Source organism: Bacillus sp. 103mf (genome assembly GCF_900116295.1).
Lineage (GTDB): Bacteria > Bacillota > Bacilli > Bacillales > Bacillaceae_G > Bacillus_A > Bacillus_A bruguierae.
On the sequence record NZ_FPAF01000015.1, the window covers coordinates 26,403 to 51,590 of the forward strand.

At 36.0% G+C, this 25,188-nt stretch carries 20 protein-coding genes; 8 read left to right on the forward strand and 12 right to left on the reverse strand.

Going from position 1 to position 25,188, the window contains the following annotated elements:
- The first annotated feature begins 16 nt into the window (after nt 1-16).
- The 4 genes from BM350_RS21690 (at nt 17) to BM350_RS21705 (ending at nt 4,864) form a co-directional block, all read left to right on the forward strand.
- Nucleotides 17-607: a biotin transporter BioY gene (locus BM350_RS21690; RefSeq protein WP_090918984.1), complete on the forward strand. Its 591-nt coding sequence runs from the start codon at nt 17-19 to the stop codon at nt 605-607.
- 251 nt (nt 608-858) lie between these two features.
- A complete protein-coding gene (gene murJ / locus BM350_RS21695; protein ID WP_090918982.1) occupies nt 859-2,415 on the forward strand; it encodes a murein biosynthesis integral membrane protein MurJ in 1,557 nt (518 codons plus the stop codon).
- A complete protein-coding gene (locus BM350_RS21700) occupies nt 2,408-3,475 on the forward strand; it encodes a glycosyltransferase (protein ID WP_090918980.1) in 1,068 nt (355 codons plus the stop codon). Before murJ ends, BM350_RS21700 begins: the two co-directional genes overlap by 8 nt.
- 12 nt (nt 3,476-3,487) lie before the next feature.
- Entirely contained in the window at nt 3,488-4,864 is a 1,377-nt protein-coding gene (locus tag BM350_RS21705) for an O-antigen ligase family protein (protein WP_090918978.1), read from the forward strand.
- 28 nt (nt 4,865-4,892) lie between these two features.
- Here BM350_RS21705 and BM350_RS21710 read toward each other — a convergent pair whose 3' ends face one another.
- From BM350_RS21710 to BM350_RS21765, 12 genes are all read right to left on the reverse strand, one after another.
- Nucleotides 4,893-7,439, reverse strand: a complete 2,547-nt coding sequence (locus BM350_RS21710; protein ID WP_090918976.1) for a YfhO family protein — start codon at nt 7,437-7,439, stop codon at nt 4,893-4,895.
- A gap of 125 nt (nt 7,440-7,564) precedes the next feature.
- Complete coding sequence (locus BM350_RS21715) at nt 7,565-10,261, reverse strand: YfhO family protein (protein ID WP_090918974.1); 2,697 nt, start codon at nt 10,259-10,261, stop codon at nt 7,565-7,567.
- 80 nt (nt 10,262-10,341) lie between these two features.
- Nucleotides 10,342-10,764, reverse strand: coding sequence for a GtrA family protein (locus BM350_RS21720; protein ID WP_090918972.1), 423 nt, complete (start codon nt 10,762-10,764; stop codon nt 10,342-10,344).
- Between the two features lie 12 nt (nt 10,765-10,776).
- On the reverse strand, nt 10,777-11,781 hold the full coding sequence (locus BM350_RS21725; protein ID WP_090918970.1) for a glycosyltransferase family 2 protein: 1,005 nt from the start codon (nt 11,779-11,781) through the stop codon (nt 10,777-10,779).
- A gap of 140 nt (nt 11,782-11,921) precedes the next feature.
- Nucleotides 11,922-12,806, reverse strand: coding sequence for a UTP--glucose-1-phosphate uridylyltransferase GalU (gene galU / locus BM350_RS21730; protein ID WP_090918968.1), 885 nt, complete (start codon nt 12,804-12,806; stop codon nt 11,922-11,924).
- A gap of 718 nt (nt 12,807-13,524) precedes the next feature.
- Nucleotides 13,525-15,252, reverse strand: a complete 1,728-nt coding sequence (locus BM350_RS21735; protein ID WP_090918450.1) for a phospho-sugar mutase — start codon at nt 15,250-15,252, stop codon at nt 13,525-13,527.
- A gap of 160 nt (nt 15,253-15,412) precedes the next feature.
- A complete protein-coding gene (locus BM350_RS21740; RefSeq protein WP_090918447.1) occupies nt 15,413-16,900 on the reverse strand; it encodes a leucyl aminopeptidase in 1,488 nt (495 codons plus the stop codon).
- A gap of 61 nt (nt 16,901-16,961) precedes the next feature.
- Nucleotides 16,962-17,342 carry a DUF309 domain-containing protein gene (locus tag BM350_RS21745; protein WP_090918457.1) on the reverse strand — a complete coding sequence of 127 codons (381 nt, stop codon included), beginning with the start codon at nt 17,340-17,342 and terminating at the stop codon, nt 16,962-16,964.
- A gap of 225 nt (nt 17,343-17,567) precedes the next feature.
- Nucleotides 17,568-18,194: a 3D domain-containing protein gene (locus BM350_RS21750; protein WP_090918445.1), complete on the reverse strand. Its 627-nt coding sequence runs from the start codon at nt 18,192-18,194 to the stop codon at nt 17,568-17,570.
- Nucleotides 18,195-18,280: 86 nt separating this feature from the next.
- Nucleotides 18,281-18,598 carry a YuiB family protein gene (locus tag BM350_RS21755; protein WP_090918443.1) on the reverse strand — a complete coding sequence of 106 codons (318 nt, stop codon included), beginning with the start codon at nt 18,596-18,598 and terminating at the stop codon, nt 18,281-18,283.
- Between the two features lie 15 nt (nt 18,599-18,613).
- Entirely contained in the window at nt 18,614-19,111 is a 498-nt protein-coding gene (locus tag BM350_RS21760; RefSeq protein ID WP_090918441.1) for an NUDIX domain-containing protein, read from the reverse strand.
- Between the two features lie 196 nt (nt 19,112-19,307).
- Nucleotides 19,308-20,516 carry an NAD(P)/FAD-dependent oxidoreductase gene (locus tag BM350_RS21765; protein WP_090918439.1) on the reverse strand — a complete coding sequence of 403 codons (1,209 nt, stop codon included), beginning with the start codon at nt 20,514-20,516 and terminating at the stop codon, nt 19,308-19,310.
- Between the two features lie 575 nt (nt 20,517-21,091).
- Between BM350_RS21765 and BM350_RS21770 the strand changes: the two genes are divergently transcribed.
- The 4 genes from BM350_RS21770 (at nt 21,092) to BM350_RS21785 (ending at nt 24,977) form a co-directional block, all read left to right on the forward strand.
- On the forward strand, nt 21,092-22,081 hold the full coding sequence (locus BM350_RS21770) for an NAD(P)/FAD-dependent oxidoreductase (protein ID WP_090918436.1): 990 nt from the start codon (nt 21,092-21,094) through the stop codon (nt 22,079-22,081).
- Nucleotides 22,082-22,428: 347 nt separating this feature from the next.
- A complete protein-coding gene (locus BM350_RS21775; RefSeq protein ID WP_139207729.1) occupies nt 22,429-22,905 on the forward strand; it encodes a GyrI-like domain-containing protein in 477 nt (158 codons plus the stop codon).
- Nucleotides 22,906-23,144: 239 nt separating this feature from the next.
- Nucleotides 23,145-23,462: a magnetosome magnetite crystal formation protein family gene (locus tag BM350_RS21780; RefSeq protein ID WP_090918434.1), complete on the forward strand. Its 318-nt coding sequence runs from the start codon at nt 23,145-23,147 to the stop codon at nt 23,460-23,462.
- 264 nt (nt 23,463-23,726) lie between these two features.
- Nucleotides 23,727-24,977: an MFS transporter gene (locus tag BM350_RS21785; protein WP_090918432.1), complete on the forward strand. Its 1,251-nt coding sequence runs from the start codon at nt 23,727-23,729 to the stop codon at nt 24,975-24,977.
- Nucleotides 24,978-25,188 lie beyond the last annotated feature (211 nt).

The window sequence follows — 25,188 nt, forward strand, 5'->3', positions numbered from 1 at the left end:
ACAAGGGGTTGACATTATGAATAAACTTCGTGTATTAGACTTAGCTTTAGCCGCGATGTTTGTCGCACTTATGGCGATCGGTGCCAATATTACATCTTGGGCACCATTTCTACAAATTGCAGGTGTTCCGCTTTCTATGCAGCCATTCTTTGCTATTTTAGCTGGTCTTCTTCTTGGAAGCCGCCTTGGGGCCTTATCTATGATTGTTTATACATTAGTTGGAATTGCTGGAGCACCTGTATTCGCCGGCTTTAAAACTGGATTTAGTCAACTATTAAGTCCAACTGGTGGATTTATTATTGCTTTCATTCTTGTTGCTTATATAACAGGTAAAATCGTTGAGCAAGTGAAAAAACCAAAATTCGGTACATTCATTGCAGCTTCTACTGTCGGAATCATTCTTATCTATGTCATTGGAACAACTTATATGTACTTAGCTATCAATAGCTGGATGAACGGTCATATTAGCTATGTAGCTGCTTGGAAAGTTATGATGTGGTTTGCAGTAAAAGATATTATCTTTACAGTGATTGGCGCAATCATTGCACCTCGTATATACTATGCTGTTCGCCGTTCTGCGTATCAAAATAGCCGCTTGGCATCATAAAGTGAAATATCCATCAGCAGATGCTTATTGCCCACGAATAGCGTGATAAATTGAACACATTATTTTATACTATTGTTTTTCTATAAAAGACGGGAATCGTTATTGTCTTTTATTACGAGCTAAAGAGGATATTCTCCTATTGGATGATATCCTCTTTTTTATGGGAAACATTTTCTATATATATTTGATTTTTACATACAAATAAATTATGCTTGAAAAAGAATTAAATTAAAGTAAGGATTTGATTAGAAATGAGTAGAGAAGCCTCTCAAGACAAGACAAAAAGATTTCTCATTGTAACACTATTTTTCACCCTTGGGACAGCTTTAGGAAAACTACTTGGATTTGCAAAAGAAGTAACACTTGGAGCTTATTTCGGTACAAACTATGCTGTTGATGCATACGTTGTCGCTTTAAATATACCTACTATTGTTTTCACTGGTATTACAGGAGCTTTCGCCTTTTCTTTTATTCCTATCTTTATGGAATTAAAGGGAAAAGATCCGGTTAAAGCATATCGATTTATGAATAATTTTTTAAACATTGTTCTACTTATTTTTTTCATTCCGCTTTTGCTCATTGAATTGCAGCCCCGCTTCTTCATTTCAATATTTGCGCACGGGCTCCCTGAGCAAACAGCTTTATTATCGGCTTACCTATTACAAATTATTTTTCCGACTGTATTTTGTACATTCATGATTGATATTTTTAATGCTTATTTGAACAGTTTACATAAATTTCGTATTACGAGTATGCAATGGGTTATATTAAACGGGATTACACTTATTATTTTCGTCTTGCTTGTAAAATGGATTGGAATTTATGCACTTGCACTCGGTGTTATTGTCGGAAACGTCGTACAAAATACACTCGTCTATTTCGCTTCTAAGAGGGAAGGATATCGCTATCAATTTATAATCGATTGGAAAGATCCTTCTTTAAAAACAATGATTTCTTTGAGCATTCCTGCTTTTATTACAAGTACATCTGTTCAAATTAATCTACTTGTAGATCGTACACTAGTCTCTGGATTAAAGGAAGGATCTATTGCGGCTCTTAATTATTCCCAAAAGCTATACTTTATTCCGCTTGGGTTAATTGCTGCTCCTGTCTTAACAGTTATGTATCCTAAATTTGTTGAGTACGTAAATCAGTCAAACTGGAAAGACTTTGCAAAATTAATGGAAACAAATATAAAGGTGCTGTTATATTTATTTATTCCTGTCTTTATTTATTTCACCTTTTTTACAGAGGAAATTGTCAAAGTTATTTATAACTATGGTGCATTTGGGAAAGATTCTATTATGATGACAGCAACCGCGTTGCAATTTTATGCGTTAGCTGCCCTCATGCAGCCATTAAAAGACTTACTTGATCGCTTGCTTTTTTCTTTGAAGCTGAATCGATACATTATGTATGCATCGATTATTTCTATGATTATAAATGTTATATTATGTATTATACTTGTTAACCAGATTGGTTTAGCTGGTGCAGCTCTTTCCACTTCAATAGCATCAGCGAGCACTGTACTTATGCTATTATGGATGCTACAAAAATTCATGAAAGAGAAAGAACAGGTGAACTTGCGCTACGGTGGCTTTTTATTCAAATGTATTGTTGCATCTTTTGTAAGTTTGTATACTTCCAAACTGCTGCTTCATTTCTTACATGATACAAAGTTGCTTATCTTATTAGCAATAGCAATTGGTGCCATCGTTTACTTACTCGTCACTTACACATTAAAGATAAAGGAGCTACAACAATTGCTATCGCTATTTTTAGGTAAAAGGAAGGATATAAATGAATAAAATTATGTACCTTTTAAATTATATCGGGGATGGAGGATCAGAAAAATACGTTCTAGATTTAATGGAATCTATTGGTCCAGAGCACTGTATCCTTGTATACTCTATCCCTGGTCCTTTCTTAAAAAAGTTTGAACAACTAAACGTACCAATGTACCGCATTAACATGCGTCATCCTTTTGATATACAAGCTGCCATACAATTAAAGAAGATTATAAAAAAGGAAAAAATTGATATTGTTCATGCACAATTTTTACGTGAAAACTATATTGCGATTTTAGCCAAACTATTAGGTGCTCCTGTTCGGGTCATTTGGACATATCACGTAAATGTGCTGATGCCATTTCACCTAAAGTGTAGCAATTCCTTTTTTACTCGCTATAATGATGCAATCATTTGCATCTCTCAATTTATGAAGCAGCAACTATGTCAAAAGGGTGTACCAGAAAAAAAAATACATGTTATTTATAACGGCGTTTCAGATCCATATACAGATGTCCCTCTTTCTCAGCGTGGGCCGAAAAAAATTGCTGTTATCGGGAGGCTAAGCAAAGAAAAAGGACAACCGTTCTTATTAACAAGCTTGCAAAAACTAAAAGCTCTGCACCCATCTTTAGAGTGGCATTGCGATATTATCGGTGAAGGGCCATTAAAAACAGAGTTAACAACTATGATTCAAGAATTATCACTAGGTGAGCATGTATCATTAAAAGGATTTCAAGATGATGTTATAAAAGAGTACACAGAACATGATATTATTGTGATCCCATCAGAAAATGAAGGATTATCCTATGTCGCTATTGAAGCAATTGCTATGAAAAAACCTGTGATTGCAACAAATGTCGGCGGCTTGCCAGAAGTAATTGTTCATAATCAGTCAGGGCTATTAATACCGTACGGATCGGAAGAAGCTTTAGCTGCTTCCTTAGCACAATTATTACAAGATGAAAAGTTATATCATTCCTTAGCAGAATGCGGACGCGAACATTACCTACAACACTTTACTTTCTCAAAAATGGTGAACGAAGTTACAACACTTTATCGCATACCATCATCATGTTAAAGGAGAATATATATGACACATTCAACTCGATTCTACTATATATGGGCAAGTATCTTCTTCATTCTATTGGGATTACTGTTTCCATCAATTTATACCGGGCTTTTCATTTCTTTCGGACTAGCATGTGCTGCTTTTCGGGATGAAAAGCTCGGTATTGCTTATTTATTACTATTTATTCCGATGCGCCCTTTTCTCGTTGCTTTTAATCCTGGGCTAAAGTTTATCGGTCTATTTATCATCATTGCACTCTTAGTGCGTCTATTATTGCAATATCGAAATAATATTCCACAGCTTTTTTCATTCCGTTACTTTGAAATATTATATTTTCTTTTCTGCTTGTTTGGCGCTGGAATTGGTCTATTAAACGGCGTTTCATTTATTGCAATTGCTATGCAATTACACACGCTGCTTCTATTTTATTTTGTATACTATATTGTTTCTCGTATCACTGTTCAGCATGATGATATCGTATTTTTTGCGAAGATTACCTTTATTGCTTCTGTCATTATGTCTGTACAAGGTTTAATTGAAAAACTATCATTGCGCACCATGTTATTGCCAGAGGCTTGGAAAGATCTTGTGCTTGCTCCGACAAATAAAATTCGGATATACGGAATGGCCGGCGGTCCAAATGAATTGGCATTATATTTGACGTTAGCTTTTCTCATTTCACTATACGTTCTTCAACACGTATCAGGGAAAATGAAATATGTCACATATACAGGGCTCATGCTTATTGCCACAACACTATGGCTCACGTATTCACGAGGTGCCTTTCTAACAGTTATCGTCTTTGGACTTGTCTATCTATGTATCCACCGAAAGATGCCAATCTGGAGAGCATTGCTAGTCATCTCCCTTTTGTCATTCCTATGTGCAACATGCATCTCAAAAATGACAAACTACTTAGAAGGAGATCAAGTAGGCGTAAAACGATTTACAGAAGCATTGTCAGAAGACACAGTTGAACTTAGTAAACAAGACGGGCGCATTTACTATGTAAAAAAAGCAGTTGAAATCTTTCAAGATAAACCGATTACTGGCTATGGATTAGGGACATTCGGGGATGCTGCTACGCAAACTTTTTCATCACCTATTTATAAGCATTATGGGATTACATGGAATTTTTATTCTGACAATCAATACATTCAAATACTCGCTGAAACAGGTATCATTGGCGTGCTCTTATGTGCGGGATTTACCTTTGGATTCCTTTCTCTTCTTTGGAAATATAGACGAAAAGCACCATTTGCTCCTCTTACTTTATATTTAATAGTTGGAGCGATTATTGGCAGCGCATTTTATAACATATTAGAAAATGCTTCATTTATGATGTATTTCTTTTTAACAGCCGGGTATATACAGCATGCCACGAAAAAAAGCTACTGAGAATTCAGTAGCTTTTTTCTTTCTTATTCTATTTTTGTCGTAACCTTCTTACCTGTACAAAAGTAAATAATATAGTAAGGATGATGCTTACACCAGAAATCATCATACCAAGTTTTAATCCTGGAGAATAGTAAGTAAGCATAACTTCATGATTACCAGCTTCCGCCTTCACTCCTAACAACCCATCCATGACCGCTGTTGTAGGCTGCTCTTTCCCGTCGATTGTAACTGACCAACCGGCATCATAAGGAATCGGGAATACAAATGTAGCATCATTCTTTAATGCAATTTTTCCTTTAACCATTTTTCCTTGGTTTTCAGTAACCTTCATACTGCTTTTTTGTAATGCTTTTATTGTCTCATTAAATTTGTCTATGTCTAATCCATAGAACTGTAATCCTTTTAACGAAAAGATATCTTCATTTTCAACCTTGATCTTCATCGTTGTAATCCCATTTTTTGGGAAATACCCAAAATCAATTAAAGTTTTTTCAATATCTGGCGGTAAATAAGATGGATACTTTTCATTCACCATAATTTCTTTCCAATTTTCAATCCCTGTAGCTAATCCGTATAATTGAACCTCTTTTGGTATATTTACTTGAATCGTAATATATCCCGGGTTTTCCTTATTAACTCGTTCATATTTTCCTTCTTGTCCTGAAATAGCAGCCATATTTTCCAATGAAATTTTTGGATCTTCTAGCTTTTTAAACAGCGTTCCTTTTTTTATATTAATCAATTTTTCCTGGAAAACAAAAGGATTTTCTTCTTTTTTAGAAGGTATATGTTCGATTGGATAACCAAATGGAATCATATTGTTATTCTTAAATACATTAGCAAAGCCAAATTGATTTATTTTTTCATGTCCATATTTCGGTACGATGCCTTCTTCAATTTTATATCCAATTTTTAAAATCGCATCCATGAGCAACGTGTCACCATGGTTATTGGCTACTAAAAAGTCTGGAGACGTTGAATAGCCCGTTAGCTTTAAAAAGCGATGAAATGATCCGTTTGCCATCGAGTTAAATGTTTGGAAAGAAGGATAATTATATTGTAATGAATCATTTAGCGTTCGATAATATTTAGTACTTACACGATAATGCTCTGCATTGATTTCATTTACATATTGAATAGCTTGTTTCGCATCTTTGTTCAATTCGTACTCATCACGCTTTGTATAAGCCATTTCTTTATGCAATCCATAAATATATTTTCTTGTATTAAACCCTATGTCACATACTAAACATAGAAGCAATAATCCTGTCGTTATTTTTGTTAATGATGGTTTCATCATGCGAATATGCAATACGACCACGATAAAAGTAATAAGGATAGCGTTTATAAGCAGTGTCTTACTATGAACTACTTCATAATGTTTCACTGACAATGCATACAATAAAATCAAATGGATAATATAACCAATCCATAACGGCAATACATCTTTTCGACTGATATGTTGAAATACTCTCGCTGCCATAAAAACAGCTAACATTACAAAGACAAACGCAAAACGATATGGATATGCATTCGGCCACTTATTTCCATGCCACGCTAAATTTAAAAATGGAATTGCAAAACTACAAATTAAGAACAAAAATACAGCTATAGATAAGAATTTTTCTCGTTTATTAATTCCTTTATTAACAAAGTATAAAGGTAATAATACGAGTACTAATATAGATGCATATACGTTCGGAATACCAAATAAACTTGAATCATACCCACCAGATAATAACTTCCAATAGAAAAGAAGTAAATCTAGCTTCCATTCTAATTTGAACTCCGTTGAACCGATACTATATGGGTTACTCTTTAACGCTTCAAGAGTTGGAAGAATAATCACCGCTCCTATGCCAGCAGCTAATCCCGTTCCGAGGCAGAAAAGAAGAAAATATTTTCCCCACGTTTTTATGGCCCGAAACTCATATTGTGTAAAGAGTCGAATCATAAAATAAAGGAATGTAAAAATCCCAAACATAAAGGAAATGTAGAAATTTGCGATAAACATAATTGCTAACGAAAACGTAAAGAAAATAATCTTTTTATCTCGTAAAAGTTTTTCAACTCCTATTAAAACGACAGGTAGAAATACAATACCATCTAGCCACATTACATGAAACGAATAGGCCATAACAAAGCCTGATAATGCATAAGCTGTTGAAAATAATAACAACCCTTTATGCTGCTTTCCTATCACATAACGTAAAAACAAGCCGCATGTTACTCCTGCAAACCCTACTTTTAAAAGCGTAATAAGAAAAATAAATTCTGGAAGGTTTGCTTTATTAAAGAAGAAAAGAAGAAGAGAAAACGGACTTGATAAATAATAAGCAAATGTTCCAATAAAGTTAAGTCCCCCGCCTAACTCCATTGTATATTGTAAACTCTTTCCTTCTGTAAATACGCTATGTAAATAAGAATAAAATTGAACATATTGTGTGCTTAAATCACTAATTAATACTGAATAATTCCCAAACGGATACATACCAAATATAGCATAACTTAAAAGCAATATCCCAAACGGAATGAAAAAGAACAGTACGCCATATAACCCTCTTAATTGTTTCATTATTTTATGCTCCTGTTTTATTTTTTTTGCATACTTGCTATTTTCTCATATTAATGAATATTTGTAAAAAAAAACCTTTCTAAACAGGTTCTGTTACCCCTGCTTAGAAAGGATTCTCTTTCACATTACTTCCTCTTCTTTGACACGATAAAACAAAGAACAATCGCTGCCAATAAGCTAATAACAGAAACGATGACCCCTACTACAAATCCAGGGGATGTATACTTCAATTCAATTGTATGTGTTCCTTTTGGTAGTTCTACTCCAAGAAATGCATCATTTAATTTCAGTACTTTACCATCTTTTCCATCAATTTTTACTTTCCATCCTTTATCATATGGGATAGATAAGAAAAGGAGATTATCTTGCTTTACATCAATCTTCCCTTGAACACTACGACCCGTATAGTTTGTGACGTTCAATGGTTGTTGTTTTAATTCATTCACACGTTTTTCAAATGTATCTATGTCAAGTCCATAGAACAACTGCTGATCTAATTCAACGGAATGACGTTTTACCGTCACTTCTACTTCTACTTTTTCATTTTCAAAATAGCCTAAATCAAGAATACCATTGTTCCAATAATAAGATGGATAATCAGACACGTCGCTGTCTGGTCCCTCACCGATTGTTTTACCTAATGTTTTTCCATTTACGTAAACCTTTGTTACACCAGTTGGTTCCACACGTAATTTTGTATATAACTGTTGTTTTCCTTTAACATCAAACACGTATTTAATACTTGCTGTCTTATCATCTTGCTCTTTGACTAACTGGATTGGTTTTTGATTTGTAAGAGCCGCTTTTTTCTTCTCAGCAGCAAGTTGCTTTTTACTTTTTTCTTCATCTGCTACTGCCAAGTTATTATATTGAACAGAAATTGGTTCAAGCGGTTTATAATAGCTTACACGTTGTCCATTTAACTTGCCAATTAGTTTATTTTGCTCTTCAAATGAGTTTGTATAGTTGGTTTTTTCAACCTTTAATTTCTCTTTTCCTTTTGTATCAAACTCATCTTTATTGACCATATATCCAAACGGAAGGGCATTTGTATTCTCATATACGGAAATATCGCCGACATTATCGACTTTTTCAAAACCATATTTATTTAACGGACGATCTGAAATCATATACTTCATACCAAATAAGGCATCAGTTGAAACAATTCCTTTGCCGTTTTGCAAAATTAATGCATCCAAATAACCATAACCTAAATCTTGCATATATAAATTCAAATGCCCATTTGCAACAGAGTTGAAATGAGTAAGTCCTTTATATCCAAAGCGCATCGCATCATTCCAAGTTCTTCCCATTGTTGTTTCCATGCGATATAGCCCTTTGTCTTTTTCAGCTACTTTTTGAATTGTTTCTTCATATCCCGGATATGGAGATGCATATTCTTGACGATTAATGTAGCCATATTCATAGCCCATTAACTTAATCATATATACTGTGTTAAGTGCAGCATCTAGTCCAACTACAGCTACTAATGCGAAAGATACCAATGCTTTGTTCTTTTTCACTCGAACTTTTGCGTATAGTAACAGCGCATATACAACAACGAAAAAGATGTTTGCCATCATTTTATTGGATTGCATATAAGAAGGTGCTACTTTTCCAAGTAAAACAATCATAAATAGGTTAAAGAAAACGACTTTTTTCAATGCAGGTAATAATTCTTCTCCGAATACCATAAACGTTCGAACAGCCACATAAATCAGTGAGAATGACAATACAAACGAATAACGATATGGGAAGTTTGTTGGCGGTTCAAAGCCATGCCAAGCAATATTTAAAAATGGTATTTCAAAAGAAAGAACGATAAAGAGCATCACTGCCCCGTATACAATTTTTTCTTTTAATGCAATTTTCTTTGTTACAAAGAACAATGGAACAAGTAACAGTGTCAATACACCAGCATACACGTTTGGCATTCCATTAACCGTTGTATCGGTAATTCCATTAAAGAAGCGACTATAAAAATCAAATGGGTCGAAATTAAACGCTGTAGAAAATGGAAGTTTCGTACGTTCTGCAAAGTTACTCTTTAAGTCCATATACGTCGGTAGTATAATAAATGCCGCCATTCCAGCTGCTAAACCTGTTCCAATGCAGAACCATACAAACTTTTGCATAAATTGCTTTACATTACGAACGTCATAAAGGACACAGAAACGCGCCACAAAGTAAATAAATGTAAAGATCCCTACCATATAAGAAATATAGAAGTTTGTAATAAACGTAAGAGCTAAACTAAAAATAAACAATCCGTATTTTTTAGTTGTCAACAACTTCTCAATTCCAAGCATAATGAGCGGAAGCAAATAAATTGCATCCAACCACATAACGCAGAAGGAATAGACTGTTACAAATGACATTAATGCATAAAAAGTTGAGAATAATGCGATTGTAATCTCACGACGCTTCATCATATGACTTAAATAATGTGTCATTGTCACACCAGCTAATCCAACTTTCAATAATGTCATAACCATAATTGCTTCTGGAATATGAGCACGATCAAAAAAGAGAATTAAAATAGAAAACGGGCTTGCTAAATAGTAGGCAAATACGCCAAGAAAATTTAGTCCCATTCCGCCTTCCCAACTATAAAAAATGCTTTTTCCATTTTTCATAACATCATATAAATATGTGTAAAACTGTACATACTGTGTGTGCAAATCAGTAATAAGAATTGATTTTTGTCCAAATGGAGCAATACCAATCAGTATAAACATTACACCATAAATAGAAAACGGAAGGAAAAAAGCTAATGCATATAAAAATTTCTTTTTCTTAAATAAATCCAACAGTTGTTGCATTATACTCCCCCATATCATTCCTAGTTCGAAAATATATGTATAAAAAACAATAGCCGGCATAAAGCCAAGCTATTTGTTTTTTATGCATTTTGGCCTTGTTTCACTTCGACCTTCTTTTTGAAAATTATATATTTACTTGCAAAATAGTTAACAATTACAACAATAACATTCGCGATGATTTTTGATACTAAATCATTGATACCTAACCATTCGATTAATACAATCATGGAGAAAATATCGATGAAGTACGATAAAACGCGAAATCCCATAAAATAGAAAAATTCTTTCATCGCATGGGCAAAGCTTGTTGGTTGACTTTTAAATACGTACTTTTTATTTGTAACATACGCAAACAACACAGATATAATCCATGCGATTGTCGTAGCAACTTTGTAATCCATTCCAACTAAAGTTGCACAAACATAATACGTAACTATATTAACTAACGTCGTTAAACCGCCAAAAAGCAAATAGTTAAAGATTTCCTTCATTCTGTTATTCACGTTTTTAATCCCCTAACGATTTGATTTTACTTTATGGTCTTCTACGCGATATAACTTTGCTGTCGGCTTTTCATCCAAATTTGTTACTTTATCATCGTTATACTCATCTACAAAGTATAGTGGACGATTTTTCGTTTCGTTAAAGATACGACCTAAATACTCACCGATGATTCCAATTGAAATCAACTGTACTCCACCAAGGAATAAAATCGCTGTCATCATTGATGGATATCCAGTTACGGACTCACCATACATCATCGTTTTAATAATGATCCAAAGCATATAACAAAACGCACCAAATGATACGGTGAATCCTAAGAAGGATGCAAGACGTAATGGAAACGTTGTAAAGGATGTGATTCCTTCAATTGCTAAATCCATTAGCTTAAAGTAGTTCCATTTCGTTTCACCAGCTGCGCGTGGATCGCGGTCGAATAAAATTTCTTTCTTATTGTATCCAATCCAACTGAACATTCCTTTTGTATAACGCTGTGTTTCACGAATTTGCTTTAATGCTTCCACGCAGCGTCTATCCAATAAGCGAAAATCTCCTGTATTTTCTTGAATTGGGATTCTTGTTGTTTTCTTTAATAGGCTATAGAATTTTCCAGCTGTCCATTTCTTCGCCCAAGATTCTCCTGCACGAGAACGTCTTTTTGCATAAACATCATCATAGCCTTGCTCCCAATATTGAATCATGTCTGGGATTAATTCTGGCGGGTCTTGTAAATCAGCATCAATAATGATAACTGCATCTCCCATCGCATGATCAAGTCCTGCGATCATCGCTGTCTCTTTACCAAAGTTACGAGATAAGTCTACATAAGAAATGCGTTTATCGCGTACTCGAAACTCTTTGATCATATTTAATGTATTATCTTTACTTCCATCATTCACAAATAAAATCTCAAAGTTGTAGTTTGGCACCGACTCAATTACGCCCGTCAACCGGCTATACAGCTGATCTAACACTTCTTCTTCATTATATGCCGGTACTAAAATTGTAATGGTCTTCAAAGAAGGTACCCCTTTCTTTTTCAAATTTTCTCAGTAAAGAACAATTTATAAGCACAGATTAGACATAGTAAATTGGATGTTTCCCTTAGAATACCTCATTCTCCAATTCACTATGTCTAATCTTACACATCTATCAATAATTAATTTTTAACCGCTTGTTCTTGTACAAGTTTTTGCATAATTTGTAGTAAATCTTCTTTTAATTCGTCATGTTGCAGCGCCATTTCAATTGTTGTTTGAATAAAGCCAAGCTTTTCACCAACATCATAACGTGTTCCTTCAAAATCGTAAGCGAATACGCGTTGAATTTCATTTAGATTTTGAATTGCATCCGTTAATTGAATTTCACCGCCAGCACCGATATGTTGCTCTTCTAAGAAGCGGAAGATTTCAGGTGTTAAGATATAACGACCCATAATCGCTAAATTTGAAGGTGCTGTACCTTGTGCTGGTTTTTCAACAAATTGTTTTACTTGATAACGACGACCATCTTTTTCTAATGGATCAATAATACCGTAGCGATGTGTTTCATTTTCTGAAACTGTTTGTACACCAATTACAGATGACAATGTTTTTTCATACTCATCGATCAATTGTTTTAAGCAAGGTGTTTCTGCTTGCACAATATCGTCTCCAAGTAATACAGCAAACGGCTCATCACCAATGAATTTGCGCGCACACCATACTGCATGTCCTAAACCTTTTGGTTCTTTTTGACGGATATAGTGAATATCAACCATTTTAGAAGATGCTTGTACTCTTTCAAGCAACTCATACTTTTTCTTCTCTAATAAATTTTGCTCTAATTCAAAAGCATTATCGAAATGATCTTCAATTGCACGTTTTCCTTTACCTGTAACAATAATAATATCTTCAATACCGGCAGCTACTGCTTCTTCAACGATATATTGAATTGTTGGTTTATCAACAATCGGTAACATTTCCTTTGGCATTGCCTTCGTTGCTGGTAAAAAACGTGTTCCAAGACCAGCAGCAGGAATAATAGCTTTTCTTACTTTTTTCATGTTTACAACCTCTTTCTTTATTGGTTTTACATGGCGAACATTTTTTATTTCCTATCAGTTAATTTATCCTACACAAGATAAATTTATTGTACAAAGCACACTTAGTTATAGAGAAAATAATATGAAGAACCTCATCATATTAATTCTCATATTGTCTCTCTCTCTAGGAATCTTACAACCTTTTTCCTTTGTAATATTCCCTTTTTTTATGACAAAGTGACATTCCCTACAAATTTTACATGATTGTCTCTTCATTAGTCAAGGTTTCCTCAAACTTGTCATAAATTTATAACTTAATAATACTCCTCTTTTATGAATAAAATGTCATATCAAGCCCTACTGTATAAATCCATTTTAACTTTCCGACATCTTGTCTAGCTCCAGCGGCTAGAACAGTCGGTGGCTTCACGTCTTCCGCCGAGGCAAAAAGCGCCTCTATGTCAGAAGCTCCATCCCCCTCTTGTTCTGAGCGAGCCGCTTCCGCTTTTCTTTGTAAGTCTCTGCTACGCAGAATACACCATGACCTCTACTTGCTTTCTCCTTTTGTTTTGAACCTTGCATGTGACAGGAAAACGCCCTGACCGTTTCTATGCGTGGCCAGATGTCCTCCTAAAAAGAAAGGGGTTTCATGTTGTTGTTTACTTATATGAATGTCCATAAAATAGATTTGCCTGATACATCTCCTTTACAAAATAAAAAAAGGGATTTCTCCCTTTTTTTATTTTACTCGATTCATAATATCTTCTTTAATCGCTTCAAGCTTCTCTTCACTACGCTGCAAGGAATCTCCTTGTACACCGAAGTAAAACTTAATCTTTGGCTCTGTTCCAGATGGACGTAGGCAGAACCAAGATCCATCTGCCAAATAATACTTTAATACATTTGATTTTGGTAATTCAATTTCTTCTGTCACATTTTCTTTTACTTTTGTTCTAACGCTCGCTTTATAATCTTCTGCAATCGTTACTTCTAAATCTGCCACTTCTGTCGGTCTATTTTCACGGAACGATGTCATCATATTTTGAATTTGCTCTGCTCCGTCTTTTCCTTTTAACGTTAAGGAAACAAGTCCTTCACGGAAATATCCATACTTTTCAAATACTTCAAGTAAACCATCATATAATGTTTTGCCTTGCGCTTTATAATATGCGGCAACTTCACATGCAAATAATACAGATTGTACTGCATCTTTATCACGGCAGAACGGGCGAATTAAATAACCGTAGCTTTCTTCATAACCGAACTGGAACTCATATTCTCCGCTCGCTTCATATTGCTTAATCTTCTCACCGATAAATTTAAAGCCAGTTAACGTATCGATTGTATCAAGTCCATAAGATTTTGCGATTGTACGTCCTAATTCAGATGTAACGATTGTTTTTAATACAACACCGTTTGCCTGTAAAATACCTTGTTCTTTCTTTTGTGATAATAAGTAATCCAGCATTAAAGCACCTGTTTGGTTTCCTGTTAATACTTGATACTCACCATCATGATTGCGAACTGCTACACCAAGACGATCAGCATCTGGATCTGTTGCAATTAATACATCTGCATCAATTTCCTCACCGTATCGAATTGCCAATTCAAACGCAGCATGTTCTTCTGGATTTGGTGATTTTACTGTTGAAAAGTCTGGATCTGGCTGTTCTTGTTCTTTTACAACAGTTACATTTTTAAATCCAACTGCCTCTAATCCGCGGCGAGCCGGAATATTAGATGTTCCGTGCAAAGGTGAGAAGACAATTTTTAAATCTTGTCCAACTTCCTTCACAAGCTCTTTATTAAGAATAACTGTTTTTAATTGTTCTAAATATGCATCGTCAACTTCTTGACCGATGATCTGTAAGAGACCATTTTGTTTCAATTGCTCTACATCAGCAACCGCTACTGTCAATTCATCACTTACATTATTTACATACTGAATTAACTCATCTGCTTCTTTTGGAGGCAATTGTCCACCATCATCTCCGTACACTTTATAACCGTTATATTCCGGCGGGTTATGGCTTGCTGTAAGAACAATTCCACTGTACGTATGCAAATAACGTACTGCAAATGACAATTCTGGTGTTGGGCGTAGACTTTCAAATACATATGTTTTAATGCCGTGAGCACCTAATGTTGCCGCTACTTCCATTGCAAACTCTGGAGACTTATGACGGGAATCATATGCAACAACAACGCCGCGTGCTTTTGCTTCTTCACCTTGATTTTCAATGAAACGAGCTAAACCTTCCGTCGCCTTACGAACAGTGTACACATTTAAACGATTTGTGCCGGCACCTAACTCTCCGCGCATACCACCTGTACCAAATTCTAAGTTTTTATAAAAACTATCTTCAATTTTCTTTTCATCACTTTGCATTGCTTCTAATTGCTGCTTTAGCTCTGCATCTAAATCTGCAAAGGAAATCCAGCGTTCATACTCTTTTTTCCATTCCATGTTGTTTTCTCCTCTCAATCAGCATAGTTTCATTATATGAAAAAAATTATGCTTCCCTCAATATTTTTTATTTTTTTACAACATTTAATTCCCTATTTATCGAGTGAAAGCACTGGCACACATCTAAAAAAGGATTGGCAAATGCCAATCCCCTCCTTACTTACTCTTCATTTCCAAAGCTTTCAACAAGTGTTGCCAATGTACGCACCATTGCTCCTGTTCCTCCGCTTGGACCTAAGTCATGTGCGCTCTTTGTATCAGATGTTCCTGCGATGTCTAAATGCACCCAAGGTGTTTTTTCTGCAAATTCTCCAAGGAATACACCTGCCATAATCGCATGGCCATCACGCCCTGGCGAGTTATTTAAATCTGCTAACTTACTATTTCGAACACGCTCTTTATCGCGTTCGAAAATCGGTAATTGCCACATTGGCTCATCTGTTTCCATCGATGCCTCTAGCACTTGCTCATAAAATGCTTCGTTATTTGTCATAGCACCCGTTGTATGATTTCCAAGTGCAACAATAACACCACCTGTTAATGTCGCAACATCAACAAGATAATTTGCTCCAAGCTTCTTCGCATACGTAATACCATCAGCTAACGCTAAACGACCTTCTGCATCTGTATTTAATACTTCAATCGTTTTACCACTCATCGATGTAATCACATCATCTGGTTTAAATGCAGTACCGCTCACCATATTGTCTGTAGAAGGAATAACAGCCACTACGTTTTGCTCTGGGCGAAGTTCACCGATAATTTCCATTGCACCAAGAACAGCTGCCGCACCGCCCATATCGCCTTTCATACCAACCATGCTTTCGCGCGGTTTTAGAGAATAACCACCTGTATCGTATGTAATTCCTTTACCAACTAAACCAATTACATCTGTCCATTCTTCTTTACCTTTATATAAAAGAGCAATCATTTTTGGCGGCTCTGTAGAACCTTGATTTACCGCAAGCAGGGCGCCCATTCCAAGCTCTTCCATTTCTTCTTTCTCAAGAACTTTATAATCCATATCATACTTTTCCGCTAGTTCAACCGCATAATCGGCTAAAGCTGTTGCCGTTAACATATTTGGCGGCATATTCACAAGCGTACGCGCAGAGTTTGTAGCACGCCCGTGTACATAGCCAACTGTTAATGCAGCTTCAATTTCTTGCGGGTCTTCCTTTGTAATTACAACAAAGCTTTCTAATTGATGCGCTTCTTTTTTATCTGTTTTATATGTTAATAACTCATATGTGCCAAGGAAATATGTTTCTGCCGCAATATGCGCAACATCAATAGCGTCCATTTTATCTGTAACAAACGAATCTAACATAAATGCAACATTTTTCACTTTAGCACTTTGCAATGTTTTCGCTAACTTTCCGAGCGTACCTCGCAGTGTTTCTGTCGTATATCTTTCTTTTTTGCCAAGGCCAACAAAATAATAACGCTTTGTATCTGTTTTTCCTAAACTATGTAATTTAGAAATGACTTTTTTCTTTGGAGAAATTTCCTTTTCATCTAGTAACACTTGTAAATGACCATCAAACGCTTGGTTTAATTCTTTCACAAAACTGCTCATTACCTCATCTTCAAATAAAGCAACAACTACCGCTTCATGACTTACTAATTCTTTTTGCACTTGAAACATGCTAGCACCCCCTGTTTTTTGTGTTTCTATTATATCCTTATTTTCGGGAAAATGCGACAATTCAAACTTCTTCCATGTATAAAATAAATTGCGGGAGCTGCGGCAATTTCTGAATTTCCTCATATGAAATTCGATTTATCTCTTTCGGTAACATTTCACGACACGTTTGAATGAAGTGTACAACTTTTTCAACATTCAAATTCCAATAAATCGGGCAATACGGAGTTAAATACGCTTCAGCTACTCCCATCATTATCCGTGCCCCCTTTATATTTCCGTAGCTATAATGATACTGTGAGACTGTCATTTGCAATAAACCTTTTAAAAACAAATTCCCTCGATCTTCGAGCCACATTTCTTCTAATAAGTCATGGCACGTATAATAATCACCTTCATTATACTTTATAAAAAACTCATAATACGCTAAAGGATAATCTTCCATCACTTCTCTCCCTTTACTGCGTTTTTTCTTCTCCATTTCACTTTATCCTGCGATTCTGGGCGAGCCGCTTCCGCTTTTCTAAAGAAGTTAGGTGGGAGATAAACTGCTGGCATGCGCCCGATTGGTGAGGGCCGATAATCAGCGGGGGATGAAGACCCCCCCCACTGATTAAAGTTTCACTTTATGATAACAAACAAAAGAAGTCTAGCGCCACAAGCGTCTAGACTATTGCTGTTTTAAATATTGTGAGCGAAACACTTGCATTGTTTCGTCTTCATTTAAAAGCGTTAAATCTTGTTCTGTAAGTTTGCCATTTCCCATTTTCACAACGTAAACATTCACTTTTTTCTTTCCCCATTGATTATATACATCTCGCACGGTTTCATAATATAAATCAAGGCGATTCCCTTGAATTGCACCGCCTTTATCCGCCACAACACCGTAGCCATATCCAGGAACGAACAGAATCGTCCCAATCGGAAATACGCGAAGATCAGCTGCGATGGTTGAATATATATCCCTCTTTACTTTCACTCCGGAATATGTAATCCCGTACTCAGGATGTCCTTTTGTTTTTCCTGTTGACTCCATACCAGCTGTATATCCTGTGGCAGTAACTTCCATCTGGTGGTACTTTGACCAATCTTTTGCATTCTCTAAAGCACGAATAACTTCGGCACTTGGAATCGCCTGCTTATTTTGTTCAGCTGCGTGTACTACTTTCACTTCATTTTTCTTATACATATGAATCATTTCAGAAAGAGAGATTCCTGACATAGCTTGCCAAGTTACACATAATGCAGCTATAAATAAGCAAATCATTATCATGCGAATGCTATATCGTTTTATCATTTTCGTTTTCCACACTCCTTCATCGTTATTGTGCCCCAACTGATGAAGGAAATATTCATGAAAAAAGCTCCTAAAAAAAAGGAGCTTCAAAACATTTGATATCCACGTTGTCGTAATGATTTGATCACAATGCCAGATAAAGCGGCACCGACTAAGCCAGTTGATAAGATCATAATATCAGCTTGTCCAAGGTGAAGAAAGCTTGTTCCTAATGAAGTGAACGCTTCTTTCGGCTGTACAAAGTAATCTAAAAAATCAACTTTATCAATAATAAACACACAAATAAGCGGATATACGACAACCATGACCCATGTTGCTCGTAAAATCATATTTAATAAAAAACCAATTCCAAAAAATAAAACTAAGAATAACATCATAGAAATTAATAAAACGGGTATGCTCATTATTTCCATCCCTTCTTATTTATTTTCTGTATTTCCTACAAAAATGTTATATACTGTATAGCCAAATTGCTCTCCTGGATTTAACGTCCCGTCCATTTGTAAAAGCGGAGCTGGCATCGCTTCTAATAAATACTGTATTAACACGGAAGCATGTTCATCATGTGCGATATCTGTCGGAAATAAGAATGCTCCTTCAGACAATTCTCGCTCCTGAATGATAATATGTTCTCCTTTTGGTTCTAAAAGAAAAATAATCATATTGTCACTAATCTCACCCTGTATGACACCTGATCGAACACTCATTATTCCTTTCACACTCGTAGCAATTCCTGTCTCCTCTAACACTTCACGCTGCACTGCTTGATCGATTGTTTCTCCTTCATTGACAAAACCAGCAGGCAATGACCATTTTCCTTTTAATCCGCCATATTTTTTCTTAACGACAAGCCACCTTCCATCTGACGTTATGACAAGACCACTTACCGCTAACCATACCTTTCCACGTTTACTCATTATTAGAAACCCCTTCCGGTCAAACGAACAGAATATTCACTCTTTTCTTCCATTATACTATAAAGATTTCAAAAGGAGAACGAGGTGAAATGCGCTCTCTATGTAAAAAGAACTTTATTTATTTTGTAATATTCAGTAAAATTAAAACAACAAAAAACAGAAACAGCCGATAGCCGTTTCTGTTTTGAATTACAAATTAAAATAATTTTAACTTACCTTTTTTAAGAACTAATAAAGGTCCGCCAAGTATAAATAGGTAACGGTTGTCGATTACTTTCTTCATGAATGAAGCTTTCCAGCCAGTTAATTTTTTGCCCATTACAACGCCCATTGCATCGTCATGTCCTAATGAACATACAGAACCTTTGTTATCGAATACAAACTTCTGCATTTCGCCTTTACCACGAACAAGAACGGCTAAGTTATGTGCAATGTTGTAACCTTGTTGAATCGCAATTTGTGCTGTTGGTGGGTATGGACGGTTAATTTCTTCGTTAATGATTAACGCTGCATCACCAACCATGAATACTTCTTCATGACCTGGAGCGTGCATGTACTCGTCCACTTTTACACGACCGCGCATTGCTTCAAAGCCAGACTCTTCTACAATACCGTTACCGCGAACACCTGCAGCCCAAACTACAGTTGCAGATTTCAATAATTCTACATCGTCGCCGTTTGCAACAAGAATACCTTCTTCAGTTGCTTCTTTAATAGCTGTACCAATGCGGAATTCTACACCTTTTTTCTCTAATTGTTTTACAGCGTACTCAACTAGCTCTGGATCGAAACCAGGAAGTGCTGTTGGAGCAGCTTCAACACAAATGATACGCGCTTTTTCACGAGGAACATCATACTCTTCGCAAAGCTCAGGAACACGGTTTGCAAGCTCACCTACATACTCGATACCTGTAAATCCAGCACCGCCGACAACGATTGTAACTAACTCATCGCGTTTTTCCGAAGCATATAGAGAAAACATGTACTCCATATGATCACGAATTTGACGAGTTGCATTAATGTTAGCAATAGAGAATGCATGCTCTTTTAATCCTTTAATTCCAAACGTTTCAGACTCGAAACCAAGACCGATTACTAAGTAATCATACTCTAGCTCGCCATTCTTTAAGATAACGCGCTTTTCAGCTGCTTTAATTTCTACAACTGTGTCTTGTACGAAGTTTACTTTGTTTGTGTCGATTACATCTTTAATGTCTAAACGAACTTTGTCATGATGCAACGTACCAGCTGCACTTTCATGTAACCAAGTTGCTTGATAATGATAGCTGTTGTTATTTACTAATGTGATTTCAGCTTCACTTACAGATAATGTTTTTTGCAGACGAACAGTAGTAATCATTCCGCCATAACCTGCGCCTAGAACTACGATTTTTGGCTTCTTCACCCTAATCACAACCCTCTTCTTTATATAGATAGTTAAAAATAATAAAAATAGTGCTAAAACAAATGAAATGCTAAGAATGTAAAAGTTCTCACATTCTTAACAAAACCAAAAACAAGTTTGAAAAATGTTACGAAATTTGTCATAAAAAATTAATACATTTACCTTCCTATATTAGTCGTTTTCTTTTTACTTTTCAAGCACTTGTAGAATTATCAATATTTTAAAATAACGTAGTCTTTTTAAGTTTTTCGACATTTGCTTATTCACTAAGTGTATAAAGCTTTTCACCCAGTTTTTTGCTTTCTGTGATGCCGTATATATATTAGAATTACGAAAAAATACATATAATTACCAAACATTGCATCCTTTACTTACTGGCTAGTTTCTTCTTTGTATAACAAATCTATACAAAGTGCATATACGATTCAGTCGTTTTCTACGGCTTTTTTTTATAAAATATGATATTATTTGTCTTGGGTGCGCTTGCACTCCGCTCATGAAAGTTTCGTATAACATACATACGAGTGTATATAGGATAAGCACGAAAAATTTCCTAATTATAGGGGGAGTAAACAGTGACAGAAAATCAAAAGGTATACGACATCACTATTATTGGTGGAGGCCCAACTGGATTATTCACAGCTTTTTATGGCGGTATGAGACAAGCAAGCGTAAAAATTATCGAAAGCTTGCCACAACTCGGCGGTCAATTATCCGCATTATATCCTGAAAAGTACATATATGATATCGCAGGTTTTCCAAAAATTCGTGCACAAGAACTTATTAACAACTTAAAGGAACAAATGAGCAAGTTCGAACCAACCATTTGCCTAGAAGAAGCTGTACAAACGATAGAAAAACAAGAAGATGGTGTGTTCAAACTTGTAACAAATAAAGAAACACACTATTCTAAGTCCGTCATCATTACAGCTGGAAACGGCGCGTTTAAGCCGCGTCCTTTAGAATTAGAAGGCACAGAGAAATTCGAAAAAACAAACTTACATTATTTCGTTGATGATATGAATAAATTTGCTGGCAAACGCGTTGTCGTCTTTGGCGGCGGAGATTCTGCTGTAGACTGGACAATGATGTTAGAGCCAATCGCAGAAGAAGTAACAATCGTTCACCGCCGTGATAAATTCCGCGCACATGAGCATAGCGTCGAAACGTTAATGAACTCGCGCGCACTAGTAAAAACACCATACGTTCCAGTTGAACTTATAGGTGAAGAAAAAATTGAACAAGTTATACTTCAACATGTGAAAACAGAAGAGACAGTTGTCATTGATGTTGATGATGTCATCGTAAACTACGGATTCGTCTCTTCCCTTGGTCCAATTAAAGATTGGGGCTTAGATATCCAAAAGAACAGCATCGTTGTAAATTCTAAAATGGAAACAAACGTCCCTGGCATTTACGCAGCTGGTGATATTTGCACATACGAAGGAAAAGTAAAACTAATCGCATGCGGCTTTGGCGAAGCCCCAACAGCAGTAAACAACGCAAAAGCATACTTCGATCCAAATGCGAAGCTGCAACCAATGCATAGTTCTAGTATGTTTTAACAGAAAGAGACTGATTCCAAAGGCACTTAAGCGCCTTTGCGAATCAGTCTCTTTTTTACATGCCCAGCAATATATATCGGCGGAAGTGGAACATATATCGGCGATTCGACACAATATAAAGTGAAACTTCCATCAGTGACGACTTTCTCACTGATGGAAAGCCCGCCCAATCGGGCTTTTACGGGCAGTCGTCTTCTCCATGCTTCCACAACCTGTACTGCCCGTTAATGCGGGATAAAGACCCCTCGACGATGTTCGACACGTAATTCCCCTATCCTCCACCTGTATAATTATGGTACAATCGATAAGAACGTTTGTTCTTATCAAAAAGAGAGGATGATACAATAATGCAACCTACAATTATAAAAAAAGAAGCTTTTCAAGCCATCGGGATTTCTATTACTACAAACAACGAACTGGAAATGTCCAGCGCCGGAAAAATCCCTCATCTATGGAATCAATACTTCCAAGAGCAAATTACCAACCAAATTCCTAACAAAACTACACAAACAGAAACGCTCGCATTGTATTCCAACTATGAATCCGATGAAACAGGTCGCTATACGTATACAATTGGTGTTCCTGTTTCTACTGTCATTGATACACCAGAAAACATGACATCATTCACGATCCCAGCTGCTACATACGCCGTATTTACAACGCGCAAAGGGCCGCTATCCGAAATCATCGCAGAAGCATGGCAAGATATTTGGAACTGGTCAAAAGAAAATAAACGTGCGTTCACAACGGACTTCGAGCTGTATGATGAACGAACTTTCGATCCAAATGATGCTCAAGTTGACATTTATATTGCACTTGCTTAATACACAAAAAGACGCAAGCAGCTGCTGTGTCTTTTTTTATATCCACTTCTCGTTATACCTTTATATATTTTTTAATCAACATATGGATATAACATCAAACCTAAAAAAAGCCTTACATTACATATCGCCGAATCTTACAAAACTGTTATGTTTCTGTAAGATTCGGCGATAGTAAGTCCATACGTTCTCCTGCATAATAAGCGTATAACAACAAGAAAAGATTTCATGAGGTGATACATATGAATGGAAATAAAATATTATCTGCTCTTTCGTACTTTAGTGTTCTCTTTGCACCTATCTTGTTCCCGCTAATCGTTTGGATTGTAGGCGATTACGAAACAAGAACTCATGCTAAACGCGCTCTATGGACACATATTCTTCCGAGCATCGCTATCTTTATAGGACTTGCAGTATTAGGAGTTATGGATGCTGGTTTTAATCAGCCAGCTGAGACACTTGCTCTTAGTGCAGTGATTGTAGTATGCATTTGTGCCCTAATTAGCCTATACTACTTTATTTGGAATATGGTAAAAGGAATTACAGTCCTTAAAGGATAACTTCTTCCATTGAACTACCCCCACCTACCGTTTCGTGCTTGAGGTGGCGGTCTTCTCACTAGATATGATAAAAAAGGATTCCCCAAGTTAAAAACGCAACCACCCAATATCTCACATAAGAGCCGTTTGGTGGTTTTTCCTTTTTCAACATGAAAAATCCACTGGGCAAATTCTACTTTTTTGAATACAATAAAAAAGTATCTGTATAGAAAGATTAGAAACTGTTAACAAAGATAAAAAGACATATGACAGAAAGGGATTCATATGGAGGAATTACAGAAAAGTAAACTTGCTCTAGAAGAAATGGAAATGCCTTTATTAAAAAATACAAACTTCCTATTTCTTTGGGCAGCCACTCTATTTTCAAGCTTTGCCTTAGCATTTTTTACGTTTTCACAAACATGGTACATAGCAAAAACATTAAATTTAGAAGCATCACTCGGTGTTGTCTTTGTGGCTCTTAGTGTTCCGCGCCTCATCTTCATGATTATTGGCGGAGCTGTTGCAGACAAATTCCCAAAAAAGAATATCATGTTTTATTCTAATATTATTCGGGCGCTTCTTGTCACTATCATTCTTATTTGGTTTATTATTGGTCACGTCACACTATACACATTTGCTTTATTTGCACTTTTCTTTGGCTTAGCCGATGCCTTTTTCTGGTCAGCTGATGGTTCTATCTTACCTGAGCTCGTAGCGAAGCATCGTCTTACACAAGCAAATTCACTTACACAAATGACGAACCAAGCATCAGTTATTTTCGGCCCTGTCCTTGGCGGGATACTCATCAAATTCAGTAATTATGAGACAATCTTTACAATAACGATTTTATTATTAATTATCGCTGCCATACTGATTCAAAAAGTTCACTCTAGTACAGGTCAAGAAGATAAACATGAAAATAAAGGCATGTTCACCTCTATTAAAGAAGGCATTCTTTATGTGAAAGAATCTTCATTTTTATCCACGTTCCTTATTTGCAGCGCCTTTTTGAATTTATTTTTAATCGGACCGATGCAAGTTGGTTTTCCGCTATTTGTTAAAAATGTACTGCACGGTGATTCTCTACAATTTAGTTATTTAGAGGCAGCTGTTGGCGGTGGGATGGCCATTGGCGCTGTTATCGTTGGACTGCGAAATATTACTCGCCGCCGCGGGTTATTTTGCATTATTATGATGCTGTTGTCAGGTGTTTTCTTCTTGTCTATTAATTTCAGTACAACACTTTGGCAAGCACTTCTTTCAGGCTGCTTTTACGGCATTACAATCGCAATGGCAATTGTGCCGTTAATGGCCATGATTCAATCGACTGTGAAAGAAGAAATGATGGGACGTGTCATGAGCTTACTTATGCTATCATCGATGGGCTTTATCCCTATTTCTTATGCAATTACATCACTTGCCTTAGCAGCTGGAATACCTATTGTTATAGTTATGAAAAGCGGTGCAATTGCTGTCATTGTCTTTGTACTCTTTATCGCGATTCGCGTTCCAACTGTACGAAAATTTGATTAAAAGAAAGGAGTTATGCTTCATAAGCATGACTCTTTTCTTTTTTCACTTTCCAATGGAAATCCGTTTTGTTAATCTTAGTTTGATACTGCGCCAAAATTTGCTGCTGCTATGTATTAAACTCTTCTTTATTTTGAAATTCACTATGTTGCTTCATTAATGAATACATTTTACTCATATTCATCACTCCCATTTATAAATAAGAAAAAAAACA

Coding starts and splice junctions, on each gene's coding strand:
- BM350_RS21710 (WP_090918976.1), bottom strand. CDS start 7,439: ATGAAACAATTAAGAGGGTTATATGGCGTACTGTTCTTTTTCATTCCG.
- BM350_RS21705 (WP_090918978.1), top strand. CDS start 3,488: ATGACACATTCAACTCGATTCTACTATATATGGGCAAGTATCTTCTTC.
- BM350_RS21715 (WP_090918974.1), bottom strand. CDS start 10,261: ATGCAACAACTGTTGGATTTATTTAAGAAAAAGAAATTTTTATATGCA.
- BM350_RS21760 (WP_090918441.1), bottom strand. CDS start 19,111: ATGAGTAAACGTGGAAAGGTATGGTTAGCGGTAAGTGGTCTTGTCATA.
- galU (WP_090918968.1), bottom strand. CDS start 12,806: ATGAAAAAAGTAAGAAAAGCTATTATTCCTGCTGCTGGTCTTGGAACA.
- BM350_RS21775 (WP_139207729.1), top strand. CDS start 22,429: ATGCAACCTACAATTATAAAAAAAGAAGCTTTTCAAGCCATCGGGATT.
- BM350_RS21735 (WP_090918450.1), bottom strand. CDS start 15,252: ATGGAATGGAAAAAAGAGTATGAACGCTGGATTTCCTTTGCAGATTTA.
- murJ (WP_090918982.1), top strand. CDS start 859: ATGAGTAGAGAAGCCTCTCAAGACAAGACAAAAAGATTTCTCATTGTA.
- BM350_RS21740 (WP_090918447.1), bottom strand. CDS start 16,900: ATGTTTCAAGTGCAAAAAGAATTAGTAAGTCATGAAGCGGTAGTTGTT.
- BM350_RS21785 (WP_090918432.1), top strand. CDS start 23,727: ATGGAGGAATTACAGAAAAGTAAACTTGCTCTAGAAGAAATGGAAATG.
- BM350_RS21750 (WP_090918445.1), bottom strand. CDS start 18,194: ATGATAAAACGATATAGCATTCGCATGATAATGATTTGCTTATTTATA.
- BM350_RS21700 (WP_090918980.1), top strand. CDS start 2,408: ATGAATAAAATTATGTACCTTTTAAATTATATCGGGGATGGAGGATCA.
- BM350_RS21745 (WP_090918457.1), bottom strand. CDS start 17,342: ATGGAAGATTATCCTTTAGCGTATTATGAGTTTTTTATAAAGTATAAT.
- BM350_RS21780 (WP_090918434.1), top strand. CDS start 23,145: ATGAATGGAAATAAAATATTATCTGCTCTTTCGTACTTTAGTGTTCTC.
- BM350_RS21690 (WP_090918984.1), top strand. CDS start 17: ATGAATAAACTTCGTGTATTAGACTTAGCTTTAGCCGCGATGTTTGTC.
- BM350_RS21755 (WP_090918443.1), bottom strand. CDS start 18,598: ATGAGCATACCCGTTTTATTAATTTCTATGATGTTATTCTTAGTTTTA.